Origin of the sequence: Roseibium aggregatum, assembly GCF_017309185.1 — a bacterium.
Lineage (GTDB): Bacteria > Pseudomonadota > Alphaproteobacteria > Rhizobiales > Stappiaceae > Roseibium > Roseibium aggregatum_B.
Genome location: NZ_JAEKJZ010000009.1, coordinates 45,118 through 62,354, shown reverse-complemented (window position 1 = coordinate 62,354; position 17,237 = coordinate 45,118). Strand labels below are relative to the sequence as shown.

General features: G+C 63.0%; 16 protein-coding genes. 5 read left to right on the top strand and 11 right to left on the bottom strand.

Annotated elements, in window-relative coordinates; all coding sequences use genetic code 11:
* Positions 1 to 39 precede the first annotated feature (39 nt).
* The 7 genes from JF539_RS26765 to JF539_RS26735 all read right to left on the bottom strand — a co-directional run bounded on the left by JF539_RS26765 (position 40) and on the right by JF539_RS26735 (position 8,255).
* Complete coding sequence (locus JF539_RS26765; protein ID WP_207144290.1) at positions 40 to 828, bottom strand: crotonase/enoyl-CoA hydratase family protein; 789 nt, start codon at positions 826 to 828, stop codon at positions 40 to 42.
* Positions 825 to 1,685, bottom strand: a complete 861-nt coding sequence (locus JF539_RS26760; protein WP_207144289.1) for a hydroxymethylglutaryl-CoA lyase — start codon at positions 1,683 to 1,685, stop codon at positions 825 to 827. The genes JF539_RS26765 and JF539_RS26760 overlap by 4 nt, the downstream gene beginning before the upstream one ends.
* A gap of 200 nt (positions 1,686 to 1,885) precedes the next feature.
* Positions 1,886 to 3,514: an acyl-CoA synthetase gene (locus JF539_RS26755; RefSeq protein ID WP_207144288.1), complete on the bottom strand. Its 1,629-nt coding sequence runs from the start codon at positions 3,512 to 3,514 to the stop codon at positions 1,886 to 1,888.
* Complete coding sequence (locus JF539_RS26750; protein WP_207144287.1) at positions 3,504 to 5,498, bottom strand: acetyl/propionyl/methylcrotonyl-CoA carboxylase subunit alpha; 1,995 nt, start codon at positions 5,496 to 5,498, stop codon at positions 3,504 to 3,506. The genes JF539_RS26755 and JF539_RS26750 overlap by 11 nt, the downstream gene beginning before the upstream one ends.
* Positions 5,498 to 6,013 (bottom strand): O-acetyl-ADP-ribose deacetylase, encoded by a 516-nt coding sequence (locus JF539_RS26745; RefSeq protein WP_207144286.1) that lies wholly within the window; start codon positions 6,011 to 6,013, stop codon positions 5,498 to 5,500. The genes JF539_RS26750 and JF539_RS26745 overlap by 1 nt, the downstream gene beginning before the upstream one ends.
* Before the next feature lie 3 nt (positions 6,014 to 6,016).
* Positions 6,017 to 7,624: a carboxyl transferase domain-containing protein gene (locus JF539_RS26740; RefSeq protein ID WP_207144285.1), complete on the bottom strand. Its 1,608-nt coding sequence runs from the start codon at positions 7,622 to 7,624 to the stop codon at positions 6,017 to 6,019.
* Between the two features lies 1 nt (position 7,625).
* Positions 7,626 to 8,255: a TetR/AcrR family transcriptional regulator gene (locus JF539_RS26735; protein ID WP_207144284.1), complete on the bottom strand. Its 630-nt coding sequence runs from the start codon at positions 8,253 to 8,255 to the stop codon at positions 7,626 to 7,628.
* A gap of 186 nt (positions 8,256 to 8,441) precedes the next feature.
* Here JF539_RS26735 and ppk2 point away from each other — a divergent pair, with 186 nt between their 5' ends.
* On the top strand, positions 8,442 to 9,350 hold the full coding sequence (gene ppk2, locus JF539_RS26730; RefSeq protein WP_207144283.1) for a polyphosphate kinase 2: 909 nt from the start codon (positions 8,442 to 8,444) through the stop codon (positions 9,348 to 9,350).
* A gap of 90 nt (positions 9,351 to 9,440) precedes the next feature.
* On the opposite strand, the gene JF539_RS26725 is transcribed toward ppk2, so the two are convergent.
* Positions 9,441 to 10,388, bottom strand: a complete 948-nt coding sequence (locus JF539_RS26725) for a LysR family transcriptional regulator (protein WP_207144282.1) — start codon at positions 10,386 to 10,388, stop codon at positions 9,441 to 9,443.
* A 90-nt stretch (positions 10,389 to 10,478) separates the two neighbouring features.
* On the opposite strand from JF539_RS26725, the gene JF539_RS26720 reads away from it, so the two are divergent.
* Complete coding sequence (locus JF539_RS26720; RefSeq protein ID WP_207144281.1) at positions 10,479 to 10,835, top strand: hypothetical protein; 357 nt, start codon at positions 10,479 to 10,481, stop codon at positions 10,833 to 10,835.
* Positions 10,836 to 10,911: 76 nt separating this feature from the next.
* Here JF539_RS26720 and JF539_RS26715 read toward each other — a convergent pair whose 3' ends face one another.
* Entirely contained in the window at positions 10,912 to 11,709 is a 798-nt protein-coding gene (locus JF539_RS26715) for an FkbM family methyltransferase (protein ID WP_207144280.1), read from the bottom strand.
* A gap of 271 nt (positions 11,710 to 11,980) precedes the next feature.
* Between JF539_RS26715 and JF539_RS26710 the strand changes: the two genes are divergently transcribed.
* Positions 11,981 to 12,988, top strand: coding sequence for a Gfo/Idh/MocA family protein (locus tag JF539_RS26710; RefSeq protein WP_207144279.1), 1,008 nt, complete (start codon positions 11,981 to 11,983; stop codon positions 12,986 to 12,988).
* Positions 12,989 to 13,016: 28 nt separating this feature from the next.
* Here JF539_RS26710 and JF539_RS26705 read toward each other — a convergent pair whose 3' ends face one another.
* Positions 13,017 to 13,853: an MBL fold metallo-hydrolase gene (locus tag JF539_RS26705; protein ID WP_207144278.1), complete on the bottom strand. Its 837-nt coding sequence runs from the start codon at positions 13,851 to 13,853 to the stop codon at positions 13,017 to 13,019.
* 107 nt (positions 13,854 to 13,960) lie between these two features.
* Between JF539_RS26705 and JF539_RS26700 the strand changes: the two genes are divergently transcribed.
* Positions 13,961 to 14,875: a GlxA family transcriptional regulator gene (locus JF539_RS26700; protein ID WP_209017626.1), complete on the top strand. Its 915-nt coding sequence runs from the start codon at positions 13,961 to 13,963 to the stop codon at positions 14,873 to 14,875.
* A 23-nt stretch (positions 14,876 to 14,898) separates the two neighbouring features.
* On the opposite strand, the gene JF539_RS26695 is transcribed toward JF539_RS26700, so the two are convergent.
* Positions 14,899 to 16,227, bottom strand: coding sequence for an aspartate aminotransferase family protein (locus JF539_RS26695; RefSeq protein WP_209017625.1), 1,329 nt, complete (start codon positions 16,225 to 16,227; stop codon positions 14,899 to 14,901).
* 129 nt (positions 16,228 to 16,356) lie between these two features.
* On the opposite strand from JF539_RS26695, the gene JF539_RS26690 reads away from it, so the two are divergent.
* Positions 16,357 to 17,214 carry a LysR family transcriptional regulator gene (locus tag JF539_RS26690; RefSeq protein WP_207144276.1) on the top strand — a complete coding sequence of 286 codons (858 nt, stop codon included), beginning with the start codon at positions 16,357 to 16,359 and terminating at the stop codon, positions 17,212 to 17,214.
* The last annotated feature ends 23 nt before the right edge of the window (positions 17,215 to 17,237 follow it).

Here is a 17,237-nt window from a genome sequence, read left to right as displayed (position 1 = left end):
TTTCGGCTCAGAGGTGCGGTTGATTTCGACCACGAAGCTTCAAGCGCTCACCCAGTTCGGCTTGCGTTTTTCGAAAAACGCCGCAATGCCCTCGTTGGCTTCCGGGGTTTCCCAGGTATCCGCGAGACGGCGAATCGTGTCCTCGATGACGTCCGCCGAGATAGTGGGCCCCAGGGCTCTCGCCAATGCCTTGGAAGCGGCAACGGCGGCGGGTGCGGCGGAGAGGTAAGGCCTGATTTCCTTCTCGACCGCCTCGTCAAGCTCCGTCTCGGGGGCGACCTTTGCAACCAGATCGAGGTCCCTGGCCTCGTCGGCGCCGAAGACACGCGCGGACATGAACACCCGGCGGGCCTTGCCTTCCCCCATGCGGGCCAGCACGTAGGGGCTGATGGTGGCCGGGATCAGCCCGAGGCGGACTTCTGTCAGACCGAATTTGGCGCTGTCGAGGGCAATCACCGTATCGCAGACGCTCATCATGCCGATGCCGCCGCCGAAGGCCTGGCCCTGGACCCGGCCGATCAGGGGTTTCGGCAGCTCGTTAAGGCTTTTCAGCATTGAGGCGAGCTTGCGGGCTTCCGCCATGCGGGTTTCCCGGTCGGCATGAAACTGTTCGCGCATCCAGCCGAGATCGCCGCCGGCGCAGAAACTTTCCCCGGCGCCGGTCAGGACCACCACCCGGACGGCGTCGTCGGAGGCGAGTTGCGTCGCGGCGGCCGTCAGTTCGTCGATCATGGCGGCGGACAGGGAATTGTGCTTGTCCGGACGATCCAGGGTGAGGGTCGCGACCCCGCGCGCATCGGTGTCAAGGGCAATGGTCTGAAACGTCATTCCGCAACACTCCTGAGCGTCTTGGCGAAGGCGGCGACTTCGGCCAGGGCGTCGGCCTTGATACCCGTCTCGTACCCCAGCCGGTTCATGAGATCGACGACCGCTTCGGTGGCGACATTGCCCTTGGCGCCGGGGGCGTAGGGACAGCCGCCGAGGCCGCCGATGGCGCTGTCGAAGGTGCGCAGGCCTTTCTCGAGGCTCACTTCGATGTTGTCGAGCGCGCGGCCCTTGGTGTCATGGTAGTGGCCGGCAAGCTTGTCCGCGGGAACGGCGCCGATAACGGCATCGAGCATGGCGGCGATGGTCTCCGGCGTTCCCGCGCCGATCGTGTCACCCAGGGAGATTTCGTAGCAGCCCAGGTCGAAGAGCATTTTCGCGACCTCCGCCACTTTTTCCGGCGGTGTCGGGCCGTCGTAGGGGCAATCCGTGACGCAGGAGACATAGCCGCGCACGGGCATCTCATCGTCTCGGGCCTTTTCCAGAAGCGGCTTGAACCGCTCGATGCTCTCGGCAATCGAGCAGTTGATGTTTTTTTTCGAAAAGCCTTCCGATGCCGAGCCGAAGATGGCGACCTCGTCTGCGGACGCCCGGCGGGCGGCCGTGTAGCCCTTCACGTTCGGCGTCAGCACCGAGTAGACCACCGCCGGATGCCGGTAGATCCCTTCCATCACCTCCTGGGCGTCCGCCATCTGCGGTACCCATTTCGGACTGACGAAGCTGGTGGTCTCGATCTTGCGGAAGCCGCAGGCCGACAGTTTGTCGACCAGCTCGATCTTCCGTTCCGTCGGCACGAACTGCTTCTCGTTCTGCAGGCCGTCGCGGGGCCCCATTTCAAAGATGGTTACGAAGTCGGACATGGGAATTTACTCGTTGAGGTGTTTGGAAAGGCCGGTGCGAGAACGCCTAGCAGAAATTTGTCATCCCGGCCAAGCGCACCCGAGCCGGGATCCGGTACGCCGCAGGTCCGGCGTTCGATCCCGAGCCTGTGCGGCTACTGGATCCCTGACTTCGCAGGGACGACAAAGACCAGGGAATGCGTTTGTTTCAGGCACAGGACTCACTCCTCCCGTTCCGATTTCGCGCGCAGTTCGCGTCGGATCACCTTGCCGGTCGTGGTCAGCGGCAGGGCGTCGACGAAATCGATCTCACGGGGGTACTCGTGGGCCGCGAGTCGGATCTTGACGAAGTCTGCGATTTCTTTGGCCAGTTCCTTCGTTGGCTCAGCCCCCGCCTTCAGCACCACATAGGCCTTGACGATCTCCGTGCGCTGTTCGTCGGGCTTGCCGACCACGCCCGCCATGGCGACCGCGGGATGCTTGATCAGGCAATCCTCGATCTCGCCCGGGCCGATGCGGTAGCCGGAGGAGGTGATGACGTCGTCGTCTCGGCCGACGAAACGTAGCCAGCCGTCCTCGCTGCAGATCCCGGTGTCGCCGGTGAGCAGCCAGTCGCCGGCGAATTTCTTTTCCGTCGCTTCGCTGTTGTTCCAGTAGCCGAGAAACATCACCGGGTCCGGGCGCCGGACGGCGATGTTGCCGAGCGTGTCCGCCGGAAGTTCCATTCCGCTGTCGTCGACGATGCGCACGTCGTGTCCCACCGCCGCGCGGCCCATGATGCCCGGCCGGGCCTCCATGATCCGCGAACAGCTGGAGACGATCATGTTGCACTCGGTCTGGCCGTAGAATTCGTTGATCGTCAGGCCGAAGGTCCTGCGGCCCCAGTCGATCAGCTCCGCGCCCAGCGTTTCGCCGCCGGAAGCGACCGAGCGCAGGTTCAGGGTCCAGCGTTTTTCGGGGTCTTCCACCTGCCGCATCATCTTCAGGGCGGTCGGCGGCAGGAAGCTGTTGCGGATCTTCTGGTCCTGCAGGAGCTGGAACGCCGCTTCGGCGGTGAATTTCTTGAAGCGGCAGGCGACCACGGGAACGCCGAGATAGAGCGCGGGCATGAGCACATCGAGGAGGCCGCCGATCCACGCCCAGTCGGCGGGCGTCCAGATCCGGTCGCCGGGCTGGCCGAGGAAATCATGGCTCATCTCGACCCCGGGCAGATGGCCCAAAAGCACCCGGTGGCCGTGAAGCGCGCCCTTGGGCTGCCCGGTGGTGCCGGAGGTGTAGATAATGATGGCCGGATCGTCGGCGGCCGTGTCGAAGGGCTGAAAGTCGGCCTGGTGACCTGCCATATGCCGGTTGAGATCCTCCGCGCCCGGTCTGTCGCCGTCAACGCAGAAGACGGTGGTCAGCTCGGGCAGCTTGTCGCGGATTTTCTCCAGTTTCGCGGCTCCGCTGGAGTCGGTGACGACGGCTTTGGCGCCGGAATTGTGCAGGCGGTATTCCAGCGCCTCCTCGCCGAAGAGCGTGAACAGCGGAATGGTGATCGCGCCAAGCTTCAGCGCCGCGATATGGGCGAAGGCGGTTTCCGGGCGTTGCGGCAGGAGCACGCCGATCCGGTCCCCGGGCTGAACGCCGCGCGCCGTGAGAAGATTGGCGAGCTGGCCGGAGAGCCGTTTCAGGTCGCCATAAGTGTAGGCGAGGGTGTCACCGTCTTCCTCCGCGTAGATCAGAGCTTCTCGATCGGGTTCACGCGCGGCCCAGTCGTCGCAGATCGCCGTTCCGATATTGAACCGCTCCGGTAGGCTCCACGTGAATTTCCCGGCGAGCTCCTCGTAACTCGAGGCTTCAGGCAGCATCGTCCTGCTCCTCCGCAAGGGCCAGAAGCACGGTGCCGTCGGTGACCTGTTCGCCCTCGGAGACGAGAACCTCGCCGATGACGCCGTCGCGCGGGGCCTTCAGCGTGTGCTCCATCTTCATGGCTTCCAGGATGATCAGGGGCTGGTCCTTGATCACGGTGTCGCCCGCCGAGGCGTTCAGAACCTTGACCAGGCCAGGCATGGGCGCGATGAGCTGGTCGCCGGCGCCGGCCGCGTCGTCATCCGCGCTCAAGGTATCGGTCAGGCCGAAAGTGAAGGCGTTGCCGTTGAGGAAAACCGTCAGTCCGCCATTCGCCTCCACGACGACGCCATGGGCGCGGCGTCCATCGGTCTCGAAAGTGATCCCGGATCCTTCGACCCGCACCAGGGCGTAGTCCCTGACGCCGTCTTCCAGATGAACCGCGAAGTGCTGGTGACCGAGAGCATGGACCTCCACATCCCGCCTTTCGCCGCCGATTTCCAGGAGGGCGAACTGCCGGGAGGCGCTCCACAATCGCCAGCCGGCCAGCGTGTCGTAGGGATCGGCGCCCGTTGCGGGCTTCGTCAGGCCGAGCGCCTTCAGTGCCGCGAGCGCGATCGCGTCGCCGGGCATCGCCGGTTGCGCGATCAGGGTTTCAAGGTCACGGTCGATCAGTCCGGTGTCTACATCCCCTTGCGAAAACCCGTCGTGGCGGCAGAGCGCTGCCAGAAAGCCGACGTTGGTGACGCAGCCGGCGACCTCGGTCGCTTCCAGGCTCGCCAGCAGCTTGCCGAGGGCAGCCTGGCGGGTCGGGCCGTGCACGATGATCTTGGCGATCATCGGGTCGTAATAGGGGGTGATCGCGTCGCCCGCGCGGACCCCGCTGTCGATCCTGGCGCTTGTTTCAGGAAGCGAGAGATGCTCCAGCGTGCCGATGGCCGGCAGGAAGCCTTTCGGCGCATCCTCGGCGTAGAGCCGGGCCTCGAAAGCCCAGCCGTTGAAGGATAACTCCTCCTGGGTCTTCGGCAGCGCGCCGCCGGCAGCGACATGAAGCTGCCACTCGACCAGGTCCTCGCCGGTGATCATTTCGGTCACGGGGTGTTCCACCTGCAGGCGGGTGTTCATTTCCATGAAATAGAAGCGGTCGGCCTTGAGGCCTTCCGAGACATCGGCGATGAACTCGATCGTGCCCGCGCCGGAATAGTCGATGGCTTTCGCCGCCTTCACCGCGGCCTCGCCCATGGCCCTGCGCATGTCTTCCGGCATGCCGGGGGCGGGGGCTTCCTCGATGACCTTCTGGTGCCGGCGCTGCAGCGAGCAGTCGCGTTCGAACAGATGCACGGCGTTGCCGTGGCTGTCGCCGAAGACCTGGATCTCGATGTGGCGCGGCTTGGTCAGATATTTCTCGATCAGTACCCGGCCGTCGCCGAAACTCGCCTCGCCCTCGCGCTGCGCCCCTTTCAGGGCGTCGGCGAAGTCCCCGGGGTCATCGACCCGGCGCATGCCCTTGCCGCCGCCGCCGGCGCGTGCCTTGATCAGAACGGGGTAGCCGATTTCGTCGGCCTGGGATTTCAGAAACTCCGGGTCCTGATTGTCGCCGTGATAGCCCGGTACCACCGGCACGCCGGCCTCGACCATCAGCGCCTTGGCGGCATCCTTCAGGCCCATGGCGCGGATCGATTTGGCGCTGGGGCCTATGAAGGCGATGCCGGCCTGTTCCAGGGCTTCGACGAAAGCCGGGTTTTCGGAGAGAAAGCCGTAGCCCGGATGAACCGCCTGAGCGCCGCTTTTCCGGCAGACCTCGATGATCCTGTCCGTCTTCAGATAGCTCTCGCCAACCGGCGCGGCACCAATCAGATAGGCTTCGTCCGCCATGGCCACGTGTTTGGCCTTCGCGTCCGCCTCGGAAAAGACGGCGACCGTCTCGATGCCGAGTTTGCGGGCCGTTGCGATCACCCGGCAGGCGATTTCGCCGCGGTTTGCGATGAGAATTTTCGTAAACATCAGTTTTCCGCCCTCCCGAGCGCGGTCAGCAGATGGGAATGGCTGCCTTCGTCGAAGGCGACCAGGGTCACCGTCTGAATGTCTGTCAGATCCGCCAGAACGCGGGTCAGGGTTTTGACGGCCACGGACGCGGCCAGATCGGCAGGATAGCCGTAGACCCCGGTAGAGATGGCCGGAAAGGCCATGGTCTTGCAGCCGTGTTCCGCGCCGAGGCGGAGGCTGGTCTCGTAACAGGAGGTGAGAAGCTCCGGCTCGCGACGGTTTCCGCCAAGCCAGACCGGGCCGACCGTGTGAATGACGTGTCTCGCGAGCAGTCGGTACCCGCCGGTGATCTTTGCCTGCCCGGTTTCGCAACCACCGAGCGTGCGGCATTCCGCGAGAAGCTCCGGCCCGGCGGCCCGGTGGATTGCGCCGTCGACCCCGCCGCCGCCGAGGAGCGTGGAATTGGCGGCGTTGACGATGGCGTCGACGTCAAGCGTCGTGATGTCCGCGACAAGTGTCTCGATCCGGGCCATGGCTTACATCCTGAACAGGCCGAAGCGGGTGTCCTCGATCGGGGCGTTGAGCGCGGCCGAGAGCGACAGTCCCAGAATGTCGCGGGTCTTGCGCGGGTCGACGATGCCGTCGTCCCAGAGCCGCGCCGTGGCGTAGAGCGGATGGCCCTGTTCCTCGAACTGATCGACGATCGGCTTTTTGAAAGCCTGTTCTTCTTCCGCCGACCAGGTTCCGCCCTTGCGCTGGATGCCGTCGCGGCGGACGGTGGCGAGCACGCCGGCGGCCTGTTCGCCCCCCATCACGGAGATGCGCGAATTCGGCCAGGTCCAGAGGAAGCGGGGCGAGTAGGCGCGTCCGCACATGCCGTAATTGCCCGCGCCGAAGGAGCCGCCGACCAGCATGGTGATTTTCGGAACGGATGTGGTGGCGACCGCCGTCACCAGCTTGGCGCCGTCCTTGGCGATGCCGCCGCTTTCGTATTTGCGGCCGACCATGAAGCCGGTGATGTTCTGCAGGAACACCAGCGGCACCTTGCGCTGGGAGGAGAGTTCGACGAAATGGGCGCCCTTGACCGCGCTCTCGGAAAAGAGAACGCCGTTGTTGGCGATGATGCCTACCGGCATTCCGTGAATATGGGCGAAGCCGCAGACAAGGGTCGTGCCGTAACGGGCCTTGAATTCGTCGAAGCGCGACCCGTCCACGACACGGGCGATGACTTCGCGGATGTCGTAAGGGGTCTTCAGGTCGGCCGGCACGACGCCGAGGATCTCGTCCGGGTCGTAGAGCGGCTCCTCCGGGCTTTGCAGGGCGACGTCCGGCGTCTTGATGCGGTTCAGGCTGGCGATGGAGCGGCGGGCAAGGGCCAGCGCATGGGCGTCGTCCCGGGCGAGATGATCGGCGACGCCGGAAAGCCGCGTGTGCACGTCGCCGCCGCCGAGGTCTTCCGCGGTGACTTCCTCGCCGGTTGCCGCCTTGACCAGCGGCGGGCCGGCCAGAAAGATCGTGCCCTGGTTCTTGACGATGATGGTCTCGTCCGACATGGCCGGTACGTAAGCACCGCCCGCGGTGCACGATCCCATCACCACGGCGATCTGGGCGATGCCCCTGGCCGACATGTTGGCCTGGTTGAAGAAGATCCGGCCGAAATGGTCCCGGTCCGGAAAGACCTCGTCCTGATTGGGCAGGTTGGCGCCGCCGGAGTCGACCAGATAGATGCAGGGCAGGTTGTTCTGTTCCGCGATCTCCTGGGCGCGCAGGTGTTTCTTCACCGACATCGGATAATAGGTGCCGCCCTTCACCGTCGCATCGTTGGCGAGGATCATAACCTCCTGGCCTTCGACCCGGCCGATCCCGGCGATCATGCCGGCAGAAGGCGCTGCGCCCTCGTAAAGGCCGTGGGCGGCGAGCATGCCGACCTCCAGAAACGGAGAGCCCGGATCGAGCAGGCGCGACACCCGTTCGCGCGGCAGGATCTTGCCCCTGGAGACGTGCCGCTGGCGGGCGGATTCACCGCCTCCGTCCAGGGCGGTCTGCGCCGCGCCCCTTACTGAGTCCATGGCGGCTTCGTGGGCTGCCTTGTTTGTGGCGAACTGAGCGCTCTTCGGCGACAGGCTCGATTTCAGGATGCTCATGTCATCCGGTCTCCCTTTGGGATTGAGTATCGACCGGCGCGACAGCCTTGCGCACCATGGTCAGGTAAAGCGTTTCGATCTCGTCCCCGGTCAGGCGGCCACCTTCGCGGTACCAGGTGGGAAGGCCGGTCAGCATGGCGATGATCGCCCGGGTCGCGACCCGGGGGTTGTCGACGGCATAGCGTCCCGCGGTCGACCCTTCCTCGAGGATGCTTGTCAGGATGGCTTCATAGCGGTTGCGCTGGGCCTCGACGGCCGCGAAATTCTCCGGGTCCAGATTGCGCAGTTCCATATAGGCGATGAAGACTTCGTCTGCGCGTTGCAGGTGATAGCGGATGTGAAACCGCACGAAGCGCTCCAGCGGATCCATAGCGCTCGGGAAACCGGCGTTCTCCCAGGCCGCCAGCAGAGCCGCCATATGGGAGAGCATCAGGTCCTTCAGGATGTCCTGTTTGGTGGGGAAGTGGTTGTAGAGCGCGCCGGGCTGAACGCCGACGGCGGACGCGATCTCGCGCATGGAGACAGCGGCATAGCCTGCCTCCGCAAAGAGTTTGAGCGCTGCCTTGCGGACCCTTTCGGCGGTTTCCCGGCCTTTGGTCCGGCTTTGCGCCGGTGTGGCGTCAAGTGCCATCGTGTCCTCCCGACACAAGAAATAAATGAACGTTCATTCATTTACAAGCGGTTTTGTCACGAAATCCGTCCTGACCTGAATTTGGCCTCTTGAACTGGACGGACTGTCAAAAAAGTTACATGGATAGGCTGTTCACAGTCATCGTCATGGACGTTGCGTCTCACGAATTTTCAAAAGGACCGTTTGATGACCGAAGAAAGCGCGAAGACCTGGGTTGAGGCGGAATGGGCGGACAGCCTCGACGAAGAGCTGGAAATGGAGATCGACGACAATCTGATCGCCAAGGACCTGGCCTTCATATCGGACAAAAAACACAAGTCATCGATCGACCGGAACACTTACTTCCACGAATTGTTGCGCCTGCAGTCCGAGCTGGTGAAGCTGCAGGACTGGGTCCAACACACCGGCGAGAAGATCGTCGTGGTCTTCGAAGGCCGCGATGCCGCCGGCAAGGGCGGCGTCATCAAGCGCATCACCCAGCGTCTCAACCCGCGTGTCTGCCGCGTGGTCGCTCTGCCGGCTCCGACAGAGCGCGAAAAGACCCAGTGGTACTTCCAACGCTATGTGCCGCATCTGCCGGCCGCCGGAGAGATCGTGCTGTTCGACCGGTCCTGGTACAACCGCTCCGGTGTCGAGCGGGTCATGGGGTTCGCGTCAGACGACCAGGTCGAGCAGTTCTTCAACGACGTGCCGGAGTTCGAGCGCATGATCGTGCGCTCCGGTGTCAGGCTGATCAAATACTGGTTCTCCATCACCGACGAGGAGCAGCAGCTCCGCTTCCTGATGCGCATTCACGATCCGCTGAAACAGTGGAAACTGTCGCCGATGGACCTGGAGTCCCGGGTGCGCTGGGAAAACTACACCAAGGCCAAGGAAGATACCTTCGAGCGCACCAATATTCCCGAGGCGCCGTGGTTCATCGTGGAAGGGAACGACAAGAAGCAGGCGCGCCTGAACTGCATCAGCCATCTCCTGTCGATGTTGCCTTACGAGGAAATCCCGCACGATCCGATCGAACTGCCGGAACGCCGCTACAATTCCGACTACGAGCGCAAGGTTCTGCCCGAGCATCTCTACGTGCCGCAGAAATACTGATCGTCCCAGGAATGCCTGATCGGCAAGACATGACCCCGGCCATCCGGCCGGGGTTTTTTGCTTCACCGCAAGGAACGGAATCTGCGGAGCTCAAGGCCGGTCCTGCGAGTTGCCGATGTTGTTGCGGTTCAGCGCCGTGGCGGCGGAGGCTATCTTGACGATCAACGTTCTGAGCCACTTGCTGGCAACGTCGTTCTGAAGACGGCGGTGCCAACTCAGATAGACCGAAAAGCCGGGGATCTGAATCGGCAGAGGTCCGGTGCGCACGCGTTCGGAACCGCCGATGACGAGCCAGTCGGGCACGACGGCGATCATGTCGGTCGCGACGACGATCGGTAGGATGAGCAGAAAGTTGGGAACGTAGGTTCCAATCGACCGGGAGCGGTTTTCGAGCCGGAGAATTTCGTCCACGCGGTCCAGCGGGCCGCTGCCCTCGACGATTGCGACGACATGTTTGCACGCACAGAACTGATCGAGTGTGAGCGTCTCGCCGATGACCGGATGCCCCCTTCGCCAGACAGCGGTAAAGTTTTCGTCCATCAGTTTCCGGGCCGGAAAGTCCTGTGGGGTGTTGTCACCGCTGCTGATCGCGAAGTCGATGTCTCCGCGCTCCATTCTGTCGGCCAGTTGTCCCACGGCGAGGGGAACCGCCTCCAGCGTGACGCCCGGTGCGTGACTGGCCAGATAGGGCGCGAGCGTCGGCATAAGAACCGCATGTGACAGGTCGGTTCCGGCAATCCTGAAGTGCCTCTTGTCCGTTTCCGGGTTGAAGGCGGCCGCCGACGATACGACCGCCCGCAGATCCTCCAGCGCGGTCCTGAGAGGCAGATGCAGGTCCTGTGCCCGGAGTGTTGGCGTCATGCCATGGGCATTTCCGACCAGAAGCTCGTCGCCGAACAATTCGCGCAAACGGGCGAGTTGCGCCGACATCGCGGGTTGGCTGATGCCCAGTCTTTTTGCGGCGCCGGTGACGCTGCGTTCGGTGAGCAGGACGTCGAGGGATGCCAGCAAACCGAGATCTCGTCCGCTTAAATCCATTCAGGTTATTCTAGCTATAGTTTTCATCGATTTGAGTTTTCCTCGAAATCGTTCATCTGTCCAGTGGGAGGTTGCGCATGGAGATCTGAAATGAAACGCATTGCCATCGCCCTGGCCTTTGCCGTCGCACCTTTCGCGGCACAGGCGGACAGTGTCCATCTTCAAAAACCGCTCAGCGGCGCGACGCTCGTCGGTACGCAAGCGGATATGTCGGTCCACTACAGTCTGACCGAGGACAACGCATTTGAAGTCACCGCCGTCTACGTGGGCAAGGACGCTCCCGAGCAGCCGCATAAACTGGTCATGGCTCTTCAAGAGGGCGACGCGGTCAGTTTCTCTTTGCCTGGTTACCGTGGTGAGATTTTCACGTTCGAGCGTGATGGCAACCGCCTCGAAGTGAGCAACGGCGCCGCGACCTGGAAAACCGGCGACAAGTCTTCGAGCTGAGTTGGAAGCGGGGGCGGGTCCGAAATCCACGCCCTCCTGTCTCGTTCAACCACGCGAGACCCGGTGGATCCGCTGTTCAGTTTCCCAGGACGAATACGAAATTCGAGAACTGGTAGAGATTCGACAGGGGATCTCTCGGGTCCCGTTGCGCCCATCCATCGGGAAGCAGCTGATAGACGTCGTAGTCCGGAAGCTTTTCGGCGAAGTCGTTCAGCGTCTTGCTGCGGAACATCTGGTGCCAGTTGAATTCCATCTGAACGAACTTCGGTCTGATCTCGGAAAACACCTGCCGGCCCCCTTCGAACACCTCGGTTTCGAAACCTTCCGTGTCGATCTTTATCAGGTCGATGTCCGTGATCCGGTTGGCGCTGCAGTAGGAATCCAGCGTGACGACCTCAGCAGTCGCCTGTTCCTCGTTGCCGACGTAACTCACCTTCTTTACCTCCTCGGAGAAGGAGGCGAGGACGGAGGCGGACGCGTCGAAGTGGAGCGTGAGTTCGCCATTCACGTTGCCAATGCCCTTGTTCTCGCAGAAAACCCTCTCCCGGTAAGCGAAGGTGTTTTGTACCAGCTCCCTGTGAGACGAAGCCAGCGGCTCGAACGCGATGACTTGAGTCGAGGTGGACTGCAGCAGGTCAAGACTGTACCGGCCGACATTCGCGCCGATATCCAGGCAGAGCTTCGGCGCTGACGGGGCCAGGATTTCCCGGATGAAAAACGTCTCGCCGCTCTCGACATTGTTGTAACCGCGCGCCGACAGGGCGGCGTTCAGCAGGTAGTCGTTCAATTCGGCCAGATCCGGCTTGTGCCGGTTTTCGATATACCAGTCCAGAAATGTATCCGTTATTTCGGATATGGGTGTTTCCTCTTTCATTTTCCCTGTCCCCTTCAGCGAAAACAGCCGGACCGGTCCCGTGCCCGGAAAGATCGTAAACCTCTTTGAACGTGAGGCGAACTTCGATTTTTCCGAGGTTCTGATCAGTATGCGGATGGGCTCGATCGTGACGAAACCCGAGACCGCGCCGGAAGTCTGTCGTGCCACAAGGTGACGGGTTCGAGCGCTTGTCTTTCCCTATCGCTCTTGCGGCAGGTCTGTTTTTCGTGCCATCTGAGGAGCGCACCTCAATGATGGAAGGGTTGGCCGGATGACTGGGAAAGAAGTTCGCTGGGGGATTGTCTCGACCGCGAAGATCGGGCTCGAAAAGGTCATTCCGGGCATTCAGCGCTCGAAGACCGGCGTCGCCGCAGCGATTGCCTCAAGAGGGCAGGACAAGGCCGAAGCGGCCGCGGCCTCGCTCGGCATCGAAAAGGCTTACGGGTCCTATGAGGATCTGCTCGCCGATCCGGAGATCGACGCGATTTACAATCCGCTGCCGAACCACCTGCATGTGCCGGTGACGATCCAGGCGGTTGAGGCCGGCAAGCATGTGCTTTGCGAAAAGCCCATCGCGCTGAGCGCGGGGGAAGCGGAGCAACTGCTCGCGCTGCCGAAGGGCCGGCTTGTCGCGGAGGGCTTCATGGTGCGTGCTCATCCGCAATGGATCCGCGCCCGCGAGATCGTGCGCTCGGGCGCGCTCGGCGAGTTGAAGGCGATCCAGTGCTTCTTCAGCTATTTCAACGACGATCCTGAAAACATCCGCAACATGGCCGGCATCGGCGGTGGCGCGCTCTACGACATCGGCTGTTACACCATGCTGTCGGGCCGCTATTTCTTCGACGCCGAGCCGGAACGTGTGGTGTCCCTGATCGACAAGGATCCTTCTTTCGGCACCGACCGGATGACCAGCGCGATCCTGGATTTCGGTCAGGGCCGGCATTTGAATTTCGTCGTTTCCACCCAGTTGACGCCCTACCAGCGGTTCAACCTCGTCGGCACGAAACAGCGGCTGGAAATCGTCATTCCGGTCAACGCGCCGCAAGGCGAGGCGGTCGAGATCCGCACCGACGACGGTTCGGTGCTGGGCGACGGGGCGATACAGACCGAAACGATTGCGCCCTGCGACCAGTACGCCGAGCTGATCGACGTCTTCGGTCGGGCGGTGACGGGCGAAGCACCTTTGCCCTACGGCGCGGAGGATGCGGTCCAGAACATGAAAATTCTCGACGCGCTGTTCGCCTCGGCGGAAAAGGGCGGCTGGGCGGCGGTCGGCTAACCTCTCAAGGTTCGATTGCCGGTTTTGTTCAAAGAGGGTTGAATCCGTAGCCGGCTGCCCGCTTTTCCAGACGGCAAAGTCCGGTCGCGTTGATGTGGGTCGCGGCGAAAGGGATTTCGTCGGCCGTGAGCCACTCAAAAAGGCGTTTGCGTGTTTCCACCGCCTGCTCCGGGTCCCTGTCGAGCGCATAGGTCACGTCGGGATTGGAAAATTGCAGGGTGTCGGAAACGACCACATCGCCTAGAAGCAGGATTTCCCCGTCGCCGTCGCTCAGGTGGGCGATCTGATGGCCGGGCGTATGGCCTGGCGCGGGCAGGAGCCTGACGCCACCGCCGAGATCGGCCTCGCCCGAGTGCCGCACAATCTGGTCTGTCAACGGTCTCGCAAGCGACTGGATCAGGGCGATCATCGGTTTCCGGTCGTCCGGAGCGGCGGCCAGGAGAGCTTCGTCGGTCCAGAAAGCCCATTCCTTTTCCTGGACGTGGATCCTCGCCTTTGGAAAGAGGCTTCGGTTCTGGGATGCCAGTCCGCCGATATGGTCGGCATGCATATGGGTGACGACGACATCTGTGATGCCGTCGCGGCGTGCGGCAAGTCTGCTGTCCCGCCAGTCGAGCGCGCCGCTTGCCGGGAAACGGTCCTTCAGGCTGGTTCCGGACCCGGCATCGATCAGGATCTTTCGCGTACCCGTCTCGACAAGCCAGGTATTGGCGCCGAAACGGGTGTGCGGTGTGACCTTCTCCTTCTCAGACGCATCGGCATTCGGAAAATACGTGCCGGGGATGAGCAAATGTCCGTCGGAGAGGCAGGTCAGGGTTAGGCCGCCAAGCCTGTAAACGGGAGAGTGCGTCGCTGTTTCAAGCATTCGGAAGCTCCTTGCGTGGTCCGGATGCGTGTAAATTAGCGAGGTCTTTAGGGATGCATGAGTGGCGGATTTGACAAATTATATGCTAAATAAGCCAGGTGATGGAAATGCTTCGCCTTGCCATTCTTGCCTATCCCGGCGCGATGCAATCGGCCGTGCTCGGCCTGCAGGACGTTCTGGGCTTTGCGGCTCAGGCATGCGGTGCCGTGCTCGAAGTGGATGTCCTGACGGATTTTTCGGCCAGGCACGCTGCGTATGACGCGGTCATTCTGCCGCCGTCTTCCGACGAAGTCCGTGTGGATGCCGTGCCGGATCTGCCCGGCTTCCTGAAAGAGCGGCATGCCGCCGGGTCCGTGATCTGCTCGGCCTGCACGGGCCTGACCTTCGTCTGCGCCGCCGGACTGACGGGAGGCCGGGCGGTCACGAGCCACTGGGGGCTGGAGCAGCGGCTGAAGGCGGCCTATCCGGAGGTCGATCTGGATACCGGACAGCTTCTCATTGAATATACGGATCTGATCACGGCGGGCGGGCTGATGGCCTGGGTCGATCTGGCGCTCGCCCTGATCGAGCGCTTCCTGGGCTATTCGGTCGCCGCCGATACGGCGCGTCATTTCATCGTCGAGTTCCGCAGGCGGGACCAGCGCCGGTTCCGTCGTTTCCTGCCGGACTTGCGTCACGGCGATAAAGCCGTTCTGAAGGCGCAGCACTTTCTGGAAAGCGGTTTCGCCGACGCGGTCACGGTGGAGGACATGGCGGTGGCGAGCGGTTTACCGGGCCGGAGTTTCCTGCGCCGGTTCAAGGCCGGGTCCGGGCTGACGCCTAAAGCCTATCTTCAGGAACTGAGAATTGAACGTGCCCGCGACTTGCTGATCGAAACCGAGAAGGGCGTGGCGGAAATCTGCTACGCGGTCGGCTACAACGACCCGCCGTCCTTCGTTCGCCTGTTCACACGGCTCTCGGGCCTCACTCCGGGGGCGTTTCGTGTGCAGTACCGGCACAAGGAACCCGACGTGGCCTCTTAAGACGCACGGGTCACCGGATCGCCCTATCCCTTCTGCGCCGCGTCGATGGCCTCCGCCATGAGTTCCAGGCCCCGATCGATTTCGTCGTCTGTAACGGTGAGCGGCGGTGCGATGCGGAAGACGGCGCCCATCGCGGGCAGCTTGACGATGTTCATGCTGAGGTCGCGTTTCATGGCTTCCGCGCCGATGCGGTCGCCGGTTTCCAGGTCGGGTTCCCGGCCGGCCCGGTCCTTGACGATGTCGATGCCCAGCAGCAGGCCGCGTCCACGGACGTCGCCGACGCATTCGAAACGCTGCTGCAGTGTTTCGAGGCCGCTCTTGAGGCGGGCGCCGGCGGTTCGGGCCCGCTCGATCAGTCCGCTTTTTTCGACAACATCCATGACGGTCACGCCGACGGCGGCGGGCAAAGGGTCGGACACATGGGTGGTCAGGAAGACAAAGCCGAGCTCATGGGCCTTTTCCTCGATTGCGCGGCTGGTCAGGACGGCAGCCAGAGGCAGGCCGGCGCCAAGGGTCTTCGACAGGGTCAGGATATCCGGTGTCACACCGTCGCGCTGGAACGCGAACATGTGGCCCGTGCGGCCGATGCCGGTCTGCGCCTCATCCAGGATCAGGAGCATACCGCGTTCGTCGCATTTCTTGCGCAGCGCGGCGAGGTAGCCCTCCGGCAGTTCGATAATGCCGCCGGAGGAGAGGATCGGTTCGGCAATGAACGCAGCGAGGTTTCCGGTGGACTGGCTGTCGATCAGCGCGAAGGCGTCATCCAGCTCCGTCCGCCAGTCGAGACTGCCGTCGGCGTGGGTGAAACGCGGGCGGTAGGCGTTCGGGGCGGGGATCGCGAAGGAGCCGACATTGGCGGGGCCGTAGCCGCGCCGGGCGTTGCTGTAGGTGGCCGAGGCGGCGGCCCCGGTCATGCCGTGCCAGCTTCTGGAAAATGCAACGATTTCGTGCCGCCCGGTGACCAGCTTGGCGAGACGGATGGCGGCCTCGTTCGATTCCGCGCCTGTCGACAGCAGGAGGACCTTCTCCAGGCCGGGCACAAGCGAGCCGAGACGGCTGCACAGGTCGACAACCGGGCGGGACAGCATGCCGCTGAACAGGTGATCGAGCCGCCCGATCTGCTCGCGGATCGTCCTGACGATTTCCGGATGAGAGTGACCCAGAAGCGCGCTCATCTGGCCGGAGGTGAAATCGAGGATCGGCTGGCCCTGCGTGTCGTAGACATAACTGCCCTCGGCCCGTTCGATCACGCGCCGTTCGAATTTCGGCCCGTAGCGCATGACGTGGTCCGAGACATCGGACCAGAAGGTGTCGTCTTCGGCGCCTGTCGCGGGAGAGAGTGTGTCGGCCATCTTTCAGGTTTCCTGATTTCGCTCGCGCGGACCTCCGGCGGCTTGCTGTTCCTGGAAAGTTAGCAAGGGGATTGTGTTCAGCCAAATTCATAATATAGAAATCCGTTATAAGTTGGGTTGATATCTGCCATGCACGTCCTGGACATTCTTCTCCTGCGCAGTTTCGTCGCCGTGTCGCGGACCGGTTCCGTCAGTGTCGCCGCGCGGCAGGTTGGCAGGACGCAGTCCGCGGTCAGCATGCAGATGCGGCGGCTGGAGGCGATCGCGGGCCAGCCGCTCTTGCGCCGGACGGGCACCGGCGTTGAACTGACGGCCGCAGGAGACCGTCTTCTGATCCACGCCGAGCGCATCCTGAACGCCCATGACGACGCACTGTCCCTGCTGCCGGGATCGGGATTGCGGGGGGCGATCACCTTCGGCTGCCCGGAAGACTATCTGACGGCCTTTTTTCCCGGTCTTCTCCAGGGGTTCGGCGAGCGCCATGCCGATGTCGAGATCGAAGTGGTGTGCGCCCCGACCGTCGAGCTAAAGCCTCTTCTTCAGCGCAGGCGGCTCGATCTGGCGCTCGTGTCGCTGCCGGGCGAGGAGACGGGCGAGCATGTCATCCGGCGGGAAAGCTTCGTCTGGGTCGGGAGCGAGGCCGAACCGGGCATCCTGAACCGCGAGGTGATCCCTCTCGCGCTTTCGGCGCCGGATACGCTGGACCATCTGGCGGCCCGCACGGCCATGGATCAGGCCGGGCGGGCCTACCGGATCGCGTTCGCAAGCAACAGTCTGGCCGGGCTTCTTGCCGTGACGCGTTCCGGCCAGGCCATCAGCGTTGTCACGCGCTCCGCCGTTCCACCGGACCTTTTTGAGCTGGAGGACCCGCTTCCGGCCTTGCCCGAGATCGGGATCAGTCTGGCTTACGCCTCCAACCGCCCCTCCGCGATCGTGCGGGCCTTTGGCGATTTCGTGGAAAACCATCTGAGGAATATATCCGACTGACCACGCCAATGCGTTTATTAATT

What these genes read in the sequence shown, in the direction of transcription:
- JF539_RS26765 (WP_207144290.1), bottom strand. Translation starts at nt 828, where the DNA reads ATGACGTTTCAGACCATTGCCCTTGACACCGATGCGCGCGGGGTCGCG.
- JF539_RS26760 (WP_207144289.1), bottom strand. Translation starts at nt 1,685, where the DNA reads ATGTCCGACTTCGTAACCATCTTTGAAATGGGGCCCCGCGACGGCCTG.
- JF539_RS26755 (WP_207144288.1), bottom strand. Translation starts at nt 3,514, where the DNA reads ATGCTGCCTGAAGCCTCGAGTTACGAGGAGCTCGCCGGGAAATTCACG.
- JF539_RS26750 (WP_207144287.1), bottom strand. Translation starts at nt 5,498, where the DNA reads ATGTTTACGAAAATTCTCATCGCAAACCGCGGCGAAATCGCCTGCCGG.
- JF539_RS26745 (WP_207144286.1), bottom strand. Translation starts at nt 6,013, where the DNA reads ATGGCCCGGATCGAGACACTTGTCGCGGACATCACGACGCTTGACGTC.
- JF539_RS26740 (WP_207144285.1), bottom strand. Translation starts at nt 7,624, where the DNA reads ATGAGCATCCTGAAATCGAGCCTGTCGCCGAAGAGCGCTCAGTTCGCC.
- JF539_RS26735 (WP_207144284.1), bottom strand. Translation starts at nt 8,255, where the DNA reads ATGGCACTTGACGCCACACCGGCGCAAAGCCGGACCAAAGGCCGGGAA.
- ppk2 (WP_207144283.1), top strand. Translation starts at nt 8,442, where the DNA reads ATGACCGAAGAAAGCGCGAAGACCTGGGTTGAGGCGGAATGGGCGGAC.
- JF539_RS26725 (WP_207144282.1), bottom strand. Translation starts at nt 10,388, where the DNA reads ATGGATTTAAGCGGACGAGATCTCGGTTTGCTGGCATCCCTCGACGTC.
- JF539_RS26720 (WP_207144281.1), top strand. Translation starts at nt 10,479, where the DNA reads ATGAAACGCATTGCCATCGCCCTGGCCTTTGCCGTCGCACCTTTCGCG.
- JF539_RS26715 (WP_207144280.1), bottom strand. Translation starts at nt 11,709, where the DNA reads ATGAAAGAGGAAACACCCATATCCGAAATAACGGATACATTTCTGGAC.
- JF539_RS26710 (WP_207144279.1), top strand. Translation starts at nt 11,981, where the DNA reads ATGACTGGGAAAGAAGTTCGCTGGGGGATTGTCTCGACCGCGAAGATC.
- JF539_RS26705 (WP_207144278.1), bottom strand. Translation starts at nt 13,853, where the DNA reads ATGCTTGAAACAGCGACGCACTCTCCCGTTTACAGGCTTGGCGGCCTA.
- JF539_RS26700 (WP_209017626.1), top strand. Translation starts at nt 13,961, where the DNA reads ATGCTTCGCCTTGCCATTCTTGCCTATCCCGGCGCGATGCAATCGGCC.
- JF539_RS26695 (WP_209017625.1), bottom strand. Translation starts at nt 16,227, where the DNA reads ATGGCCGACACACTCTCTCCCGCGACAGGCGCCGAAGACGACACCTTC.
- JF539_RS26690 (WP_207144276.1), top strand. Translation starts at nt 16,357, where the DNA reads ATGCACGTCCTGGACATTCTTCTCCTGCGCAGTTTCGTCGCCGTGTCG.